13 protein-coding genes and 1 tRNA gene are annotated in these 14236 nt (G+C 64.3%); 2 read left to right on the top strand and 12 right to left on the bottom strand.

The features are described 5' to 3' along the window. Position 1 precedes the first annotated feature (1 nt). From ACLIJ1_RS23085 to uvrB, 12 genes are all read right to left on the bottom strand, one after another. A tRNA-Val gene (locus ACLIJ1_RS23085) sits at positions 2–76 on the bottom strand. Between the two features lie 82 nt (positions 77–158). Further along, on the bottom strand, positions 159–872 hold the full coding sequence (gene dnaQ / locus ACLIJ1_RS23080) for a DNA polymerase III subunit epsilon (RefSeq protein ID WP_411367924.1): 714 nt from the start codon (positions 870–872) through the stop codon (positions 159–161). Then, positions 872–1210 (bottom strand): ISC system 2Fe-2S type ferredoxin, encoded by a 339-nt coding sequence (gene fdx, locus ACLIJ1_RS23075; protein ID WP_411367923.1) that lies wholly within the window; start codon positions 1208–1210, stop codon positions 872–874. The genes dnaQ and fdx overlap by 1 nt, the downstream gene beginning before the upstream one ends. 18 nt (positions 1211–1228) lie before the next feature. Continuing rightward, complete coding sequence (hscA, locus tag ACLIJ1_RS23070) at positions 1229–3100, bottom strand: Fe-S protein assembly chaperone HscA (RefSeq protein WP_411367922.1); 1872 nt, start codon at positions 3098–3100, stop codon at positions 1229–1231. A gap of 42 nt (positions 3101–3142) precedes the next feature. Beyond that, the gene (gene hscB / locus ACLIJ1_RS23065) at positions 3143–3661 is read right to left on the bottom strand and encodes a Fe-S protein assembly co-chaperone HscB (protein WP_411367921.1); all 519 of its coding nucleotides are present in this window, start codon (positions 3659–3661) and stop codon (positions 3143–3145) included. A gap of 7 nt (positions 3662–3668) precedes the next feature. Beyond that, positions 3669–3992, bottom strand: a complete 324-nt coding sequence (iscA, locus tag ACLIJ1_RS23060) for an iron-sulfur cluster assembly protein IscA (protein WP_411367920.1) — start codon at positions 3990–3992, stop codon at positions 3669–3671. A 9-nt stretch (positions 3993–4001) separates the two neighbouring features. Further along, positions 4002–4388 (bottom strand): Fe-S cluster assembly scaffold IscU, encoded by a 387-nt coding sequence (iscU, locus tag ACLIJ1_RS23055; protein WP_411367919.1) that lies wholly within the window; start codon positions 4386–4388, stop codon positions 4002–4004. A gap of 12 nt (positions 4389–4400) precedes the next feature. Then, positions 4401–5618 carry an IscS subfamily cysteine desulfurase gene (locus tag ACLIJ1_RS23050; protein WP_411367918.1) on the bottom strand — a complete coding sequence of 406 codons (1218 nt, stop codon included), beginning with the start codon at positions 5616–5618 and terminating at the stop codon, positions 4401–4403. Between the two features lie 107 nt (positions 5619–5725). After that, positions 5726–6262: a Fe-S cluster assembly transcriptional regulator IscR gene (gene iscR, locus ACLIJ1_RS23045; protein WP_411367917.1), complete on the bottom strand. Its 537-nt coding sequence runs from the start codon at positions 6260–6262 to the stop codon at positions 5726–5728. Between the two features lie 199 nt (positions 6263–6461). Then, positions 6462–8369 carry a sensor histidine kinase gene (locus ACLIJ1_RS23040; RefSeq protein ID WP_411367916.1) on the bottom strand — a complete coding sequence of 636 codons (1908 nt, stop codon included), beginning with the start codon at positions 8367–8369 and terminating at the stop codon, positions 6462–6464. Beyond that, entirely contained in the window at positions 8366–9061 is a 696-nt protein-coding gene (locus ACLIJ1_RS23035; protein WP_411367915.1) for a LuxR C-terminal-related transcriptional regulator, read from the bottom strand. The genes ACLIJ1_RS23040 and ACLIJ1_RS23035 overlap by 4 nt, the downstream gene beginning before the upstream one ends. A gap of 95 nt (positions 9062–9156) precedes the next feature. Next, positions 9157–11262: an excinuclease ABC subunit UvrB gene (gene uvrB / locus ACLIJ1_RS23030; protein ID WP_411367914.1), complete on the bottom strand. Its 2106-nt coding sequence runs from the start codon at positions 11260–11262 to the stop codon at positions 9157–9159. Positions 11263–11373: 111 nt separating this feature from the next. Here uvrB and ACLIJ1_RS23025 point away from each other — a divergent pair, with 111 nt between their 5' ends. Both ACLIJ1_RS23025 and ACLIJ1_RS23020 read left to right on the top strand, forming a co-directional pair. Further along, positions 11374–12582, top strand: a complete 1209-nt coding sequence (locus ACLIJ1_RS23025; RefSeq protein ID WP_411367913.1) for an amino acid aminotransferase — start codon at positions 11374–11376, stop codon at positions 12580–12582. A gap of 217 nt (positions 12583–12799) precedes the next feature. After that, positions 12800–14218 (top strand): polyhydroxyalkanoate depolymerase, encoded by a 1419-nt coding sequence (locus ACLIJ1_RS23020; protein ID WP_411367912.1) that lies wholly within the window; start codon positions 12800–12802, stop codon positions 14216–14218. Positions 14219–14236 lie beyond the last annotated feature (18 nt).

Raw genomic sequence — 14236 nt, 5'->3', positions numbered from 1 at the left:
TTGGTGGGCGGTGCAGGTTTCGAACCTGCGACCCCGTCCGTGTGAAGGACGTGCTCTACCCCTGAGCTAACCGCCCAAATGATCCTGTTCTTGCGATCCGGTCATTCGGAAGCCTCAGATTATAGCCTGATTTTTCAGGCTTTCCGATTGGTCCGCAGTCATACGACCGACAACTGGCGCCATAAGGTCTTGCCCTTGCTCGCCTTGTCCAGGTCGGCCAGCACCGCCTCATGGGCGCCCGCCTCCTGCTCGTTGGCACACAGCACCGGCAGGTCCAGAGTGCTCAGGTCGATGCGAACTACCTCTTGTCCGACCTTGCTGACCTCTGAAGGGCCCACGTCCATCAACAGCGCGTCCTGTCCCCGCGTCATGTTGATGTAGACATCGGCCAGAAGCTCAGCATCGAGCAGGGCGCCGTGCAGCGTGCGGCCCGAGTTGTCCACCTCCAGCCGGTCGCACAGGGCATCCAGGCCATTGCGTTTGCCCGGGAACATTTCCTTGGCCATCACCAGCGTATCGATCACGCCACCGATGTGGGCCTTCAGCGGCGGGCGGCCGATGCGCTCGAGCTCCTTGTTCAGGAAGCCGATGTCGAACGGAGCGTTGTGAATGATGAGCTCGGCACCCTGCAAATACTCCAGCAGCTCGTCGGCGATCTGCGCGAATTTGGGTTTGTCCCGCAGGAACTCGTTGCTGATGCCGTGCACCTTGAGCGCATCCTCGTGGCTGTCGCGCTCGGGGTTGACGTAGTGGTGCAGGTTGTTGCCAGTCAGCTTGCGCGCGACCAGCTCCACGCACCCGATTTCAATGATGCGGTCACCGCTCTCGGCCGAGAGACCGGTGGTTTCGGTGTCGAGAACGACCTGTCTCATCAGTGGTTCTCTTTGGCATGGTTGATCGAGTACTTGGGGATCTCGACTGTCACGTCCTGCTGCGCCAGGATCGCCTGACAAGACAGCCGGGAATTCGGCTCCAGACCCCAGGCCCGGTCCAGCAGGTCTTCTTCGGTTTCATCGAGCTCGTTGAGGCTGTTGAAGCCTTCACGCACCACCACGTGGCAGGTCGTGCAGGCACAGCTCATGTCACAGGCGTGCTCGATCCTGATGTCATTGTCGAGCAGGGCCTCGCAGATCGAGGTGCCAGCGGGCGCGCTGATCGACGCGCCCTGCGGGCAGTATTCGGGATGGGGCAGGATCTTGATCGTGGGCATTGGGTGTTCTTGTGGTGCTCAGACTTCTTCGAGCTTGCGGCCAGCCAGCGCCTGCTGGATGCCGCGGTTCATGCGTTGGGCCGCAAAGGCCTCGGTTCCCTTGGCCAGCGACTGGGTAGCGGCTTCGATATCGGCCGCACTACCGCTGACAGCCACGCCCGCCAGCGCGGTAATGAGCGCGTCGATGGCTTCGCGCTCGGCGTCGGCCAGCAGGTCGCCATCGGCCGCCAGCGCGCTGCGGGTGGCGGCGATCATGCGGTCAGCGTCGACCCGTGCCTCGACCAGCGCACGCGCTGCCATGTCCTGTTGCGCCGTGGAGAAGCTGTCTTGCAGCATCGCTGCAATCTGCTCGTCCGACAGACCATATGCGGGCTTGACGTCGATCTTCGCCTCGACACCGCTGCCCTGCTCTTTGGCTGTCACAGCCAGCAGGCCATCGGCGTCCACGGTGAATGTCACACGGATGCGCGCGGCGCCGGCCGCCATGGGCGGTATGCCGCGCAACGTGAAGCGGGCCAGGCTGCGGCAGTCGGCCACCAGATCGCGCTCTCCCTGGACCACATGCAGTGCCAGTGCCGTCTGGCCATCCTGGTAGGTGGTGAAGTCCTGGGCGCGGGCGGTGGGAATGGTGCTGTTGCGCGGCACGATGCGCTCGACCAGGCCGCCCATGGTCTCGATACCCAGCGACAGTGGAATCACGTCCAGCAGCAGCAGGTCACCCTCCTTGCTGTTGCCGGCCAGCGCGTTGGCCTGGATGGCGGCGCCCAGCGCAACCACTTCGTCGGGATTCAGGTTGGTCAGGGGTTCGCGGCCAAAGAACTCACCTACCGTGCGCCGGACCACTGGCATGCGGGTCGAGCCGCCCACCATGACCACGCCCTGCACTTCGTCTTTGGTCACACCCGCGTCGCGCAGCACCTTGCGCACCGCGGTCATGGTGCGGGCGGTCAGCGCCGAGGTGCAGGCCTCGAAATCCTCACGACGCAAGGTCTGCTCGACCTGGCGCCCCACGATCTCGCTGCGAAAGACCGCTTCGGTCTGGCTGGAGAGCTGCTCCTTGACGCGGCGGGCTTCGCGGTGCATGGCGGCGCGCTCGGCCGCGTCGGCCACCGGCCCCAGGCCTGCCTGCTGCAGCACCCATGCGGCCAGCGCCTGGTCATAGTCGTCGCCGCCCAGGGCCGAATCGCCGCCGGTGGCCATGACTTCAAATACGCCGCGCGTCAGGCGCAGCACCGAGATGTCGAAGGTGCCGCCGCCCAGGTCATAGATCGCATAGACGCCTTCCGAACCGTTGTCCAGTCCATAGGCGATCGCAGCTGCGGTGGGTTCGTTGATCAGGCGCAGCACGTTGATGCCGGCCAGTTCGGCGGCGTCCTTGGTGGCCTGACGCTGGGCGTCGTCAAAATATGCGGGCACAGTGATGACCGCGCCGAACAGCTCGTCGTCGAAGCTGTCTTCGGCACGGAAACGCAGCGTGGCCAGGATTTCCGCGCTGACTTCCATCGGCGTCTTGCGACCGGCCACCGTCTCCACCACGGCCATGCCGTTCTCGTCCACCACTCGGTAGGACAGCTTGTCCACGTCCCCTACCTGCGCGCGGGTGCGGCCCATGAGGCGCTTGACCGAGCTGATGGTGTTGGCCGGGTCGGTGATCTGGGCAGCCAGAGCATCGAAACCAATCTGGCGCCCCGCCCCACCCTGTTTCTGGTCGAGGTACCGCACCACGCTCGGCAGGATCACCTTGCCATCAATGGCTGGCAAGCATTCGGCCACACCGTGGCGCACCGCGGCCACCAGCGAATGGGTGGTGCCCAGGTCGATGCCAACCGCAATCCGCCGCTGGTGCGGGTCGAGGGACTGGCCGGGTTCGGAAATCTGCAGGAGCGCCATGGAGATGAAGGGAAAAAACGGGCGGACGGCGGGAGCAACCCGCTATTGTCCCAGTTGATCGAGGCGGGCTTCCACGTCGCGGGCAAAGCGCTCAACAAACATGAGGGCTCTGACTTGTCCGGCCAGGGCCGCAAAATCGCGGCGCTCGTCAGCAGTGGTCTGCAGGTCCGCCAGCATCGTCTTGCGGGCCGCGGCCACTTCGTCGGCCATGTCTTCGAGTTGGTCACCGCTGCGGGCTTCGTCGAGCGCCTCGCGCCACTCCATCTGCTGCATCAGGAACGCCGCCGGCATGGCCGTGTTGTTTTCGGCCTCTACCGGCGCACCGTGCAGCTCACACAAATAGGCCGCGCGCTTGAGCGGATCTTTCAGCCGCTGGTAGGCCTCGTTGATGCGGACCGACCATTGCATCGCCTGGCGCTGGGTCTGGGCGTCGGCAGCAGCGTGGCGATCAGGGTGCACCTCGCGCTGCAACGCCTTCCAGCGCTCGTCGAGCCGGGCAGCGTCCACGGCAAACGCCACCGGAAGTTCAAAAAGCTCAAAGTCGTTGGATTGCAGGTTCATTCCCGGATTAGACCCGGAAACTTTCCCCGCAGCCGCAGCGGTCGCGTTCGTTGGGGTTGTGGAACTTGAAGCCTTCATTGAGGCCTTCGCGCACGAAATCCAGCTGCGTGCCATCGATGTAGGGCATGCTTTTCGGGTCCACCAGCACCTTGACGCCGTTTTCCTCAAACACCACGTCTTCGGGCGCGACCTCGTCGGCATACTCCAGCTTGTAGGCCAGGCCGGAACAACCGGTGGTCTTGACGCCCAGGCGCACGCCGACGCCCTTGCCCCGTTTGGCGAGGTAACGCGTGACGTGCCGGGCGGCGGCTTCAGAAATCGTGACAGACATGGCAGTGGCTCAGTTCGCGTGCTTCTTGCGGTAGTCGTCCACGGCCGCCTTGATGGCGTCTTCGGCCAGGATCGAGCAATGGATCTTCACCGGCGGCAGCGCCAGTTCCTCGGCGATTTCGCTGTTCTTGAGCGCCGCGGCCTGGTCCAGCGTCTTGCCCTTGACCCATTCGGTCACCAGCGAACTCGACGCAATCGCCGACCCGCAGCCGTAAGTCTTGAACCGGGCATCCTCGATCACGCCGGTGGTCGGGTTCACCTTGATCTGCAGCTTCATCACGTCGCCGCAGGCGGGCGCACCCACCATGCCGGTGCCGACGGACTCGTCGCCCTTGTCGAAGGAACCGACGTTGCGGGGGTTTTCGTAGTGGTCAACGACTTTTTCAGAATAGGCCATGGTTGTTCTCCTTCAGTGCGCTGCCCACTGGATGGTGGACAGATCGACGCCGTCCTTGAACATTTCCCACAGTGGGGAGAGTTCGCGGAGTTTGGCGACGTTTTCCTGGATCGTCTGGATCGCGTAATCAACTTCTGCTTCGGTCGTCCAGCGACCGATCGTCATGCGCAGGCTGCTGTGCGCCAGTTCATCACTGCGGCCCAGGGCACGCAGCACATAGCTGGGCTCCAGACTGGCCGACGTGCAGGCCGAGCCCGACGACACCGCCAGACCCTTGATGCCCATGATCAGCGACTCGCCCTCGACGTAGTTGAAGCTCATGTTCAGGTTGTGCGGCACGCGTTGCGTCTCGTGGCCGTTGATGAACACTTCTTCGATGCCCTTGAGGCCGGCCAGCATGCGGTCGTGTAGCGCGCGAATGCGCCGGTTTTCTTCGTGCATCTCGGCCTTGGCGATGCGGTAGGCCTCGCCCATGCCCACGCACTGGTGCGTCGGGAGCGTGCCCGAGCGCATGCCGCGCTCGTGACCACCACCATGCATCTGCGCCTCGATGCGGATGCGCGGCTTGCGGCGCACAAACAGTGCTCCGATGCCCTTGGGACCATAGGTCTTGTGGCTGGTCAGGCTCATCAGATCGACCGGCAAGGTTTGCAGGTCGATGTCGACACGGCCAGTGGCCTGCGCGGCATCGACGTGGAAGATCACGCCCTTCTCGCGGCAGATCGCGCCGATGGCAGCGATGTCCTGGATCACGCCGATCTCGTTGTTCACGAACATGACCGAAGCCAGAATCGTGTCGGGGCGGATCGCGGCCTTGAACGCATCAAGGTTGACCAAGCCGTCGGCCTGCACGTCGAGGTAGGTCACCTCGAAGCCCTGGCGCTCCAGCTCGCGGCAGGTGTCGAGCACGGCCTTGTGCTCGGTCTTGACCGTGATAATGTGCTTGCCCTTGGTCTTGTAGAACTGGGCAGCGCCCTTCAAGGCCAGGTTGTTGGACTCGGTCGCGCCGCTGGTCCAGACGATCTCGCGCGGATCGGCATTGATCAGGGCAGCCACCTGTTCGCGGGCGGTCTCGACGGCCTTTTCAGCTTCCCAGCCCCAGGCGTGGCTGCGCGAAGCCGGGTTGCCGAAATGTTCGCGCAACCAGGGAATCATGGCATCCACCACCCGCGGATCGCAGGGATTGGTGGCGCTGTAGTCCATGTAAATGGGGAAATGCGGCGTGCTCATGTCGGCATTCAATCGTGGGTTTCTTGTTGTGGACTGACTCTGGTCAGACACCCGGGCAAGCGGCGGCCCACCGGCACCAGGTCACACCTGGCACCGGCGACAGCCATTCACTTGCTCAGGGCTGCGCCTCCGAGGGCAAAGACCGAGTTCGGGGCATTCACGCGAATCGGCTTGACCACCGGCGCGCTGGAAATCGCGCGTTTGATCATGGGCGCGTTTTCAACCACCACGCCCTTGGCAATCTGGTCATCGACCAGCGACTGCAGCGACACGGAGTCGAGGAAATCGACCATCTTCGCGTTGAGCTGGGCCCACAGTTCGTGGGTCATGCATCGGTTGCCTTCACCGTGGCAGTTTTCCTTGCCGCCGCACTGCGTGGCGTCGATCGGCTCGTCGACCGACACGATGATGTCGGCGACGGTGATGTCGGTGGCCTTGCGGCCCAGGGTGTAGCCGCCGCCGGGGCCGCGGGTGGACTCGACCAGCTCGTGGCGGCGCAGCTTGCCGAACAGCTGTTCAAGGTAAGACAGGGAAATCTGCTGACGCTGGCTGATGGCCGCCAGGGTGACGGGGCCGTTGTTCTGGCGCAGGGCCAGATCAATCATCGCGGTGACCGCAAAACGGCCTTTGGTCGTGAGGCGCATGGGATGCTCCTGTTCGTGAGGTTTGGCTGTCGTTTCAGGACCGGCACAGGCCTTCAGAGTGCCCGACCGACCGCTTCTCCACCCACCCCAGCCACCTCTCGGTGACTGCAATTTCGACTCTGTATCCGAGTGTTTTGATCGAGTATACACCAATAGCCCACTGATTCGCTCGGACTTGGCAACTCCGCGCCCGACAGGCTCATTGCGGCATCGGATCGGTTGGCTGCAGCGGGAAGGTGAAACGCACACAGGTGCCCGGTCGCGCGTCCTCGAACGACACCGCCACACCCAGTTCGGCCGCACGAAGGCGGATGTTGCCCATGCCGCGGCCGCCACTGCCCGGCGCACTGGCCTTGCGGATTGCTCCCAGTCCGACGCCGTCGTCGCGCACGCAGAGCTCCACCTGGCACCCCAGATCGCGGGTGATCACTGTCACGCGCCGCGCGTTCGCGTGCTTGAGGATGTTGGCGAACACCTCCTGCAGGCAACGGAACACATGCAGGACCCCGCGGGCCTCGAGCCCGGGGATTGGCGGCACCTCTTCCACCTGCCAGTCCAGCTCGACGCTCGCGGCCTGCAAGGCGGGCGCTATGCGCTGGCGCAGGGTGCCGAGAATCGTCGGCAGGTCTCCGTCCATGGGTTCGAGCGAATCCAGCGTCATTCGCAGGTCTTCGAGCGCGTGGTTGAGCATTGCCGCCACGGACGCGCTGTCAAGCTGCTGGCCGCCGCGCACGACGTTGAGCGCCTGCACCAGCTGACTGCCCAGGCCGTCGTGCATGTCCCGCGTCAGCCGGCGCCGCTCGGCCTCCAGCACGCGCTGGCTCTCGACAAGACGCAAGCGCTCGAACAGGCGCTGCAGCTCGTCTTCCCGCTCTCCCACCTTGCGCGACAGTTCGGCATTGAGCAACCTCACCTGTTCCATCGCCGACGAGACCCGCCGCACCAGCACCCAGCCCAGCGCGTACATCAGCATCAATGAGCCCACGGTCATCCACCGGATGTCCGCGTCACCCGGAACTCCCAAGTTCACCACCGCGAAGTCGCGCACGCCGGTGGCCATGGTCGCTGCACCAAACACCACCATCAGCCGCTGGTTGGCGTCGAGTCCCCAGCGCGCCCGGTGGAACAGCTTGACCAGCGCCACCACCGAAGTCAGCGTGATGATCGCCATCCAGAGCTGGTACATGGCGTAGCTGTTGACGTACACCGTGACCGCCAGCCAGACCGGTCCCACGACCAGCAGACCGTTGACGAAACTGCGGATGAAACCCTGGCGGTAGTCGAACAGGTCCCACATGAACAGGTAGAGGCAGCCGCAGTAGACGGTGAACGACAGCTTCTGCAGGTAGTACCAGACCTCGAACGACATCGGCGGGGTCTCCAGCGGCGTCAGTACCAACCGGATGGTCCAGGCGAACGTGGCGGCAGCCAGCAGGCCGAACAGCCGTTCGTGTGTATTCAGCCACAGCAGCAGCGCCATCAAACCCAGCATCAGCGAGCACGCCGCCACCATCCAGGTCGCGTAGACCTGCCACCACATCAGCTGGGCATGGCGCTGCTTGAGCGCGTCGTGATCCCCGACCTGCACCAGCGACAGGCCGCTCTTGCGCAGCGGCTGCCCCCTGACCTCGATCTCCAGCCGGTTGGCTTTCGGATCGGCCACCAGCCAGGCGCGTGGCAGCGACACGATCTGCGGCACCAGCGACGCGTCCGCGAAGCCGTCATAGGTCCAGAACCGGCCGGCCACCTCCTGGCCGTTGAGCCAGACGCGATAGCGCGCACCGACCCGCGGCAGCAGCAAGCCCAGCGGTCGGGCATCACCCTGCCCGACCACAAGGGCTTCCGGCCAGGCCAGTCTGTAACGCGCCTCGCCCTCCCACCGCGGGGACTGGTCGTCCCAGACGTGTGGAAGGTCGACCGAAAACACCCGGGGCACGCCCGCCTGTTCATGCTCGACAACCGCCTGACGGATGGCATAGGCCCCGGCAACAGGGTCGGTCCGTGACACCCAGAGCAGTCCGCCGATCAACACCACCAGCAACATCCCGGCCCACCAGTACGCCGGCGTGACCAGCAGCCGTCGGGTCAGGGACGCCGTCCAACTCACAACAAGCCCCGCTCCTGTGCCGCGCGAACCACCTGCACGCGGCTGTGCACCGCCAGCTTGCGGTAGAGGTTCTTGATGTGCGAGCCCACGGTCGCGGGGGAAATCGCCAACCGCAGCGCGATTTCCTTGTTCACGTAACCCTGGGCCACCAGCTTGAGCACCTCGGTCTCGCGCTCGGAGAGCATGACTTCGTGCAGCGCCTGCACCAGCACCGGGGACTCCTGCGCCACCCGGAACTGCCGCAGCAGCATGCGGGCCAGCAGCGGCGAGATCGGTGCGCCCCCTCCGCGGATCTGTTCGATGGCGTGCACCAGCTCTTCGCTGCTGCAGCCCTTGAGCACGTAGCCGGTTGCACCGGCCTGCAGGGCGCCCACCAGACGGGATTCGTCGCCGAACACCGTGAACACCAGCAGCTCCGCGTCTGGCCGCACCTCAGCCAGCCAGCGCAGCAGCTCCTCGCCACGACCGTCCGGCAGTCCGAGGTCGACCAGAAAGACGTTGGCCTCCCCGCTCAGCGCGTACTGCAGGGCATGGCTGCGACTGTCGGACACACCCTCCAGCTGCCAGTTGGGCCGGGACAACATGGCCTGCTGGACAAACTGCAGGATCGAGGGATCGTCTTCGATCAGGTAAATGCGCGTGTCGACGTCCGTCTGCGCGGACTGTCCTGGCGCTCGCACTGCGATGGTCATGCGTCAATGTTCTGGATGGTTTCTGGTGGTCGCACGTCCCGGCAATGTCTTGCCGACCCCTCGTGCAACCTGGCCGGGTATTGTGCGGCAGTTTGTCAGGCCACATTGTCGCGGCCGGGCGCTCCGAACAACCGCTCTTTCAGGCGCGAGAGCTGGTCCCGGATCGAGGCGGCCTTTTCAAATTCCAGATTGCGCGCGTGCTCCAGCATGGCCTTCTCCAGTCGCTTGATTTCGCGCGCCATGTCCTTCTCGTCCATCTCGTCGGTGCTGCTCTGCAGCGCGCGCTCGGACGCCAGGCGATCGGCCTCCCGGCCCGCCTTCTCGCTGTAGACGCCGTCGATGAGGTCGCGCACCCGCTTGACCACGCCCTTGGGCGTGATGCCGTTGGCCTCGTTGAAGGCCACCTGCTTGATGCGGCGCCGTTCGGTCTCGCCCATCGCCTTCTTCATCGATTCGGTGATGCGGTCGGCATACAGAATGGCGCGGCCATTGAGGTTGCGCGCCGCCCGGCCGATGGTCTGGATCAGCGAACGCTCGGCGCGCAGGAACCCCTCCTTGTCGGCGTCCAGGATCGCGACCAGCGACACCTCTGGAATGTCCAGACCTTCGCGCAGCAGGTTGATGCCCACCAGCACGTCGAATGCGCCCAGCCGCAGGTCGCGAATGATCTCGACCCGCTCGACCGTGTCCACGTCGCTGTGCAGGTAGCGCACCTTGACGCCGTTTTCCGTCAGGTAGTCTGTCAGCTGCTCGGCCATGCGCTTGGTCAGCGTGGTGATCAGCACACGTTCGCTCTTCTCCACACGGATGCGGATCTCCTGCAGCACGTCGTCGACCTGGTGCGTGGCGGGCCGAACCTCGACCTCCGGGTCCACCAGACCGGTCGGGCGCACCACCTGCTCGACCACGTTGCCCGAGTGCGTCTTCTCGTAGTCGGCCGGCGTGGCCGAGACGAAGATGCACTGGCGCATGCGCTGCTCGAACTCCTCGAACTTCAGCGGCCGGTTGTCCAGCGCACTGGGCAGACGAAAGCCATATTCGACCAGCGTGGTCTTGCGCGAGCGGTCGCCGCTGTACATGGCGTTGAGCTGGCCGATCATCTGGTGACTCTCGTCCAGGAACATGATCGCGTCGCGCGGCATGTAGTCCGTCAACGTGGCCGGTGGGTCTCCCGGCGCGCTGCCGGCCAGGTGGCGCGAGTAGTTCTCGATGCCCTTGCAATGGCCGACCTCGCTGAGCATCTCCAGGTCGAAGCGCGTGCGCTGCTCCAGCCGCTGCGCCTCGACCAGCTTGCCCATGCCCACCAACTGGCCCAGGCGCTCGCGCAACTCTTCCTTGATCGCCTCGACGGCATGGAGCACCTGCTCGCGCGGCGTCACGTAGTGGCTGCTGGGGAACACGGTGAAGCGCGGGATCTTCTGCCGCACCTTGCCGGTGAGCGGGTCGAACAGCTGCAGCGACTCGATCTCGTCGTCGAACAGCTCGATGCGGATCGCGACCTCGGAGTGTTCGGCCGGAAACACGTCGATAGTGTCGCCGCGGACCCGGAACTTGCCGCGCGAGAAATCCTGCTCGTTGCGGCTGTACTGCATGCGCACCAATTGCGCGATCAGGTCGCGCTGACCGACCTTGTCGCCCACACGCAGCGTCATCACCATCTGGTGGTAGCTCTCAGGCTTGCCGATGCCGTAGATGGCCGAAACCGTGGCGACGATCACCACGTCGCGCCGCTCCAGGATGCTTTTGGTGCAGGACAGCCGCATCTGCTCAATGTGCTCGTTGATCGCGCTGTCCTTTTCGATGAACAGGTCGCGCTGCGGCACATAGGCCTCGGGCTGGTAGTAGTCGTAGTAGCTGACGAAGTACTCCACGGCGTTTTTCGGGAAGAACTCGCGAAACTCCGAATACAGCTGCGCGGCCAGCGTCTTGTTGGGTGCAAAGATGATCGCCGGCCGGCCCAGGCGGGCAATCACATTGGCCATGGTGAAAGTCTTGCCCGAGCCGGTCACGCCCAGCAGGGTCTGGAACACCTCGCCGTCCTGCACGCCCTCCACCAGCCCGGCAATCGCCGTGGGCTGGTCGCCAGCCGGCGGATACGGCTGGAACAGCTCGAAGGGCGAATCCGGAAAGCGGACGAAATTGCCTTCGGGAGGCGTCTCGTCCAGGACCAGTTCCAGGGGCTCGGAAGATGCGGTGACCATGGCGGATAAAATTGCGGGCAATCTGACAGCCTAACGCAATCCGGGGCCCGCTGCCAGAACCATCACCGCCCCACCCGTCTTCCCGTTTCCAACCTACTCTGGACCCTTGTCATGTCCCTGTTTTCCGCCGTCGAAATGGCCCCCCGCGACCCCATCCTGGGTCTGAACGAACAATTCGCTGCCGACACCAACCCCAACAAGGTCAACCTGGGCGTGGGCGTGTATTTCGATGACAACGGCAAGCTGCCGCTGCTGCAGTGCGTGCAGGCCGCCGAAAAGACCATGATGGACAAGCCCACCGCGCGCGGCTACCTGCCGATCGACGGCATTGCCGCCTACGACGCCGCCGTCAAGGGTCTGGTGTTCGGCGCTGACTCCGACGTCGTCAAGAGCGGCCGCGTCGCCACGGTGCAGGCCATCGGCGGCACCGGCGGCCTGAAGATCGGCGCCGACTTCCTCAAGAAACTCAGCCCCAACGCCACCGTGCTGATTTCCGACCCGAGCTGGGAAAACCACCGCGCGCTGTTCACCAACGCCGGCTTCAACGTCGACACATACCCCTACTTCGACCAGAGCGCCAACGGTGGCCTGGGCGGCATCAACTTCGACGGCATGCTGACCAAGCTCAACGCCGCCGCCGAAGGCACCATCGTGCTGCTGCACGCCTGCTGCCACAACCCGACCGGCTACGACATCACCCCGGCCCAGTGGGACCAGGTGATCGCTGCGGTCAAGGCCCGCAACCTGACCGCCTTCCTGGACATGGCCTACCAGGGCTTTGGCTACGGCATCGCCGAAGACGGCGCCGTGATCGCCAAGTTCGTGGCCGCCGGCCTGAACATCTTCGTGTCCACCAGCTTCTCCAAGAGCTTCAGCCTGTACGGCGAGCGCGTGGGCGCCCTGAGCGTGGTCGGCAGCAGCAAGGAAGAAACCGATCGCGTGCTGAGCCAGCTCAAGATCGCCATCCGCACCAACTACTCCAACCCGCCGACCCACGGTGGCGCGATCGTGGCCGCGGTGCTGGGCAACCCCGAGCTGCGTGCCCTGTGGGAAAAGGAACTGGGCGAGATGCGCGTGCGCATCAAGGCCATGCGCCAGAAGCTGGTCGACGGCCTGAAGGCGGCCGGTGTGAGCAAGGACATGTCCTTCATCACCACCCAGATCGGCATGTTCAGCTACTCGGGCCTGTCCAAGGACCAGATGGTGCGCCTGCGCAGCGAGTTCGGCGTGTACGGCACCGACACCGGCCGCATGTGCGTCGCCGCGCTGAACAGCAAGAACATCGACTACGTCTGTCAGGCGATTGCCAAGGTCGTTTGATTTTTCTCACGCCCTGCTTCGGAAAGCCGCTCATCGAGCGGCTTTTTTTCGCCTGTCCGTGGCATCACCCTGAAATGGCCGGTCAAATCCGGTCTGAACGGTCCGTCGATTCCTTTCACCAAGGTGACAATCCGGGGCTGCACATTAGGTGTTTTTCCCCTCTGGACACCAGTAACCACCTGTTATATTGCACTGCAACATCACCTTCTCCACAGCCATGCTCTACCAGATCTACGAAACCCAGCGCTCGATCATGGAACCCTTCGCCGACCTGGCCGAAGTGACCGCCAAGCTGTTCAACAACCCCCTGTCGCCACTGGGCCAGCTGCCGATGGCGCAGCGCATCTCGGCCGGCTACGACCTGATGCACCGCCTTGGCAAGGACTACGAGAAGCCAACCTTCGACATCCCTACCGTGGACGTGGACGGTGTCGAAGTCGCGATCTACGAGCGCGTCGAAATCGACAAGCCGTTCTGCGAACTGCGCCGCTTCAAGCGCTTCTCCGACGACACCGCCACCCTGGCCAAGCTCAAGACCCAGCCTGTGGTGCTGATCGTCGCGCCGCTCTCGGGCCACTACGCCACGCTGCTGCGCGACACGGTCAAGACCATGCTCAAGGACCACAAGGTCTACATCACCGACTGGAAGAACGCCCGTCTGGTGCCGATGTCCAAGGGTGAATTCCACCTGGACGACTACGTCAACTATGTGCAGGAGTTCATCCGCTACCTGCAGAAGACGTATGGCAACTGCCACGTGATGAGCGTCTGCCAGCCGACCGTGCCGGTGCTGGCCGCCGTGTCGCTGATGGCCTCGCGCGGCGAAACCACGCCGCTGTCGATGACCATGATGGGTGGCCCGATCGATGCCACCAAGTCACCCACCGCGGTGAACAACCTGGCCACCCAGCGCAGCCACGCCTGGTTCGAGAACAACGTCATCTACCGCGTGCCCGACAAGTTCCCGGGAGCCGGCCGCCGCGTCTACCCTGGTTTCCTGCAGCACACCGGCTTTGTGGCCATGAACCCCGACCGCCACGCCAGCAGCCACTACGACTACTTCCAGGACCTGATCAAGGGCGACAACGAAAGCGCCGACGCCCACCGCAAGTTCTACGACGAGTACAACGCTGTGCTCGACATGGACGCCGACTACTACCTGGAAACCATCAACACGGTGTTCCAGGAGTTCAAGCTGGTCAACGGAACCTGGGACGTCAAGAACGAGGCCGGCAAGACCGAGCGCGTCTGCCCGCAGGACATCAAGACCTCCGGCCTGCTGACCGTCGAAGGCGAACTGGACGACATCTCCGGCTCCGGCCAGACCGCCGCTGCCCACAACCTGTGCACCAGCATCCCCAAGAGCCACCAGATGCACTACGAGGCCAAGGGAGCCGGCCACTACGGCATCTTCAGCGGCCGCCGCTGGCGCGAGATGGTGTACCCGGTGGTCAAGAGCTTCATCCTGGCCCACCAGGGTGCCAAGGCTGAAGCTGCACCGGTTGCTGTGGTTGCTGCTCCAAAAGCTGCTCCAAAAGCCGCCCCCAAGACCGCCGTCAAGGCGGCCCCTGCCAAGCGCGCAGCGGCGCCGGTGAAGCGCCCTGCCGCGAAAAAGACCACCGCCCGCAAGGCGTGATTGGCGCGGGGGGCAGGC

Source organism: Hydrogenophaga sp. RWCD_12, assembly GCF_046604225.1.
In the GTDB taxonomy this organism is placed as follows: Bacteria; Pseudomonadota; Gammaproteobacteria; order Burkholderiales; family Burkholderiaceae_C; genus Hydrogenophaga.
Note: the sequence above shows the minus strand (reverse complement) of the source record. Positions and strands in the feature narration are given on the sequence as shown.

What these genes read in the sequence shown, in the direction of transcription:
- iscA (WP_411367920.1), bottom strand. Translation starts at nt 3,992, where the DNA reads ATGTCTGTCACGATTTCTGAAGCCGCCGCCCGGCACGTCACGCGTTAC.
- ACLIJ1_RS23050 (WP_411367918.1), bottom strand. Translation starts at nt 5,618, where the DNA reads ATGAGCACGCCGCATTTCCCCATTTACATGGACTACAGCGCCACCAAT.
- ACLIJ1_RS23035 (WP_411367915.1), bottom strand. Translation starts at nt 9,061, where the DNA reads ATGACCATCGCAGTGCGAGCGCCAGGACAGTCCGCGCAGACGGACGTC.
- uvrB (WP_411367914.1), bottom strand. Translation starts at nt 11,262, where the DNA reads ATGGTCACCGCATCTTCCGAGCCCCTGGAACTGGTCCTGGACGAGACG.
- fdx (WP_411367923.1), bottom strand. Translation starts at nt 1,210, where the DNA reads ATGCCCACGATCAAGATCCTGCCCCATCCCGAATACTGCCCGCAGGGC.
- hscA (WP_411367922.1), bottom strand. Translation starts at nt 3,100, where the DNA reads ATGGCGCTCCTGCAGATTTCCGAACCCGGCCAGTCCCTCGACCCGCAC.
- ACLIJ1_RS23025 (WP_411367913.1), top strand. Translation starts at nt 11,374, where the DNA reads ATGTCCCTGTTTTCCGCCGTCGAAATGGCCCCCCGCGACCCCATCCTG.
- iscR (WP_411367917.1), bottom strand. Translation starts at nt 6,262, where the DNA reads ATGCGCCTCACGACCAAAGGCCGTTTTGCGGTCACCGCGATGATTGAT.
- iscU (WP_411367919.1), bottom strand. Translation starts at nt 4,388, where the DNA reads ATGGCCTATTCTGAAAAAGTCGTTGACCACTACGAAAACCCCCGCAAC.
- hscB (WP_411367921.1), bottom strand. Translation starts at nt 3,661, where the DNA reads ATGAACCTGCAATCCAACGACTTTGAGCTTTTTGAACTTCCGGTGGCG.
- ACLIJ1_RS23020 (WP_411367912.1), top strand. Translation starts at nt 12,800, where the DNA reads ATGCTCTACCAGATCTACGAAACCCAGCGCTCGATCATGGAACCCTTC.
- dnaQ (WP_411367924.1), bottom strand. Translation starts at nt 872, where the DNA reads ATGAGACAGGTCGTTCTCGACACCGAAACCACCGGTCTCTCGGCCGAG.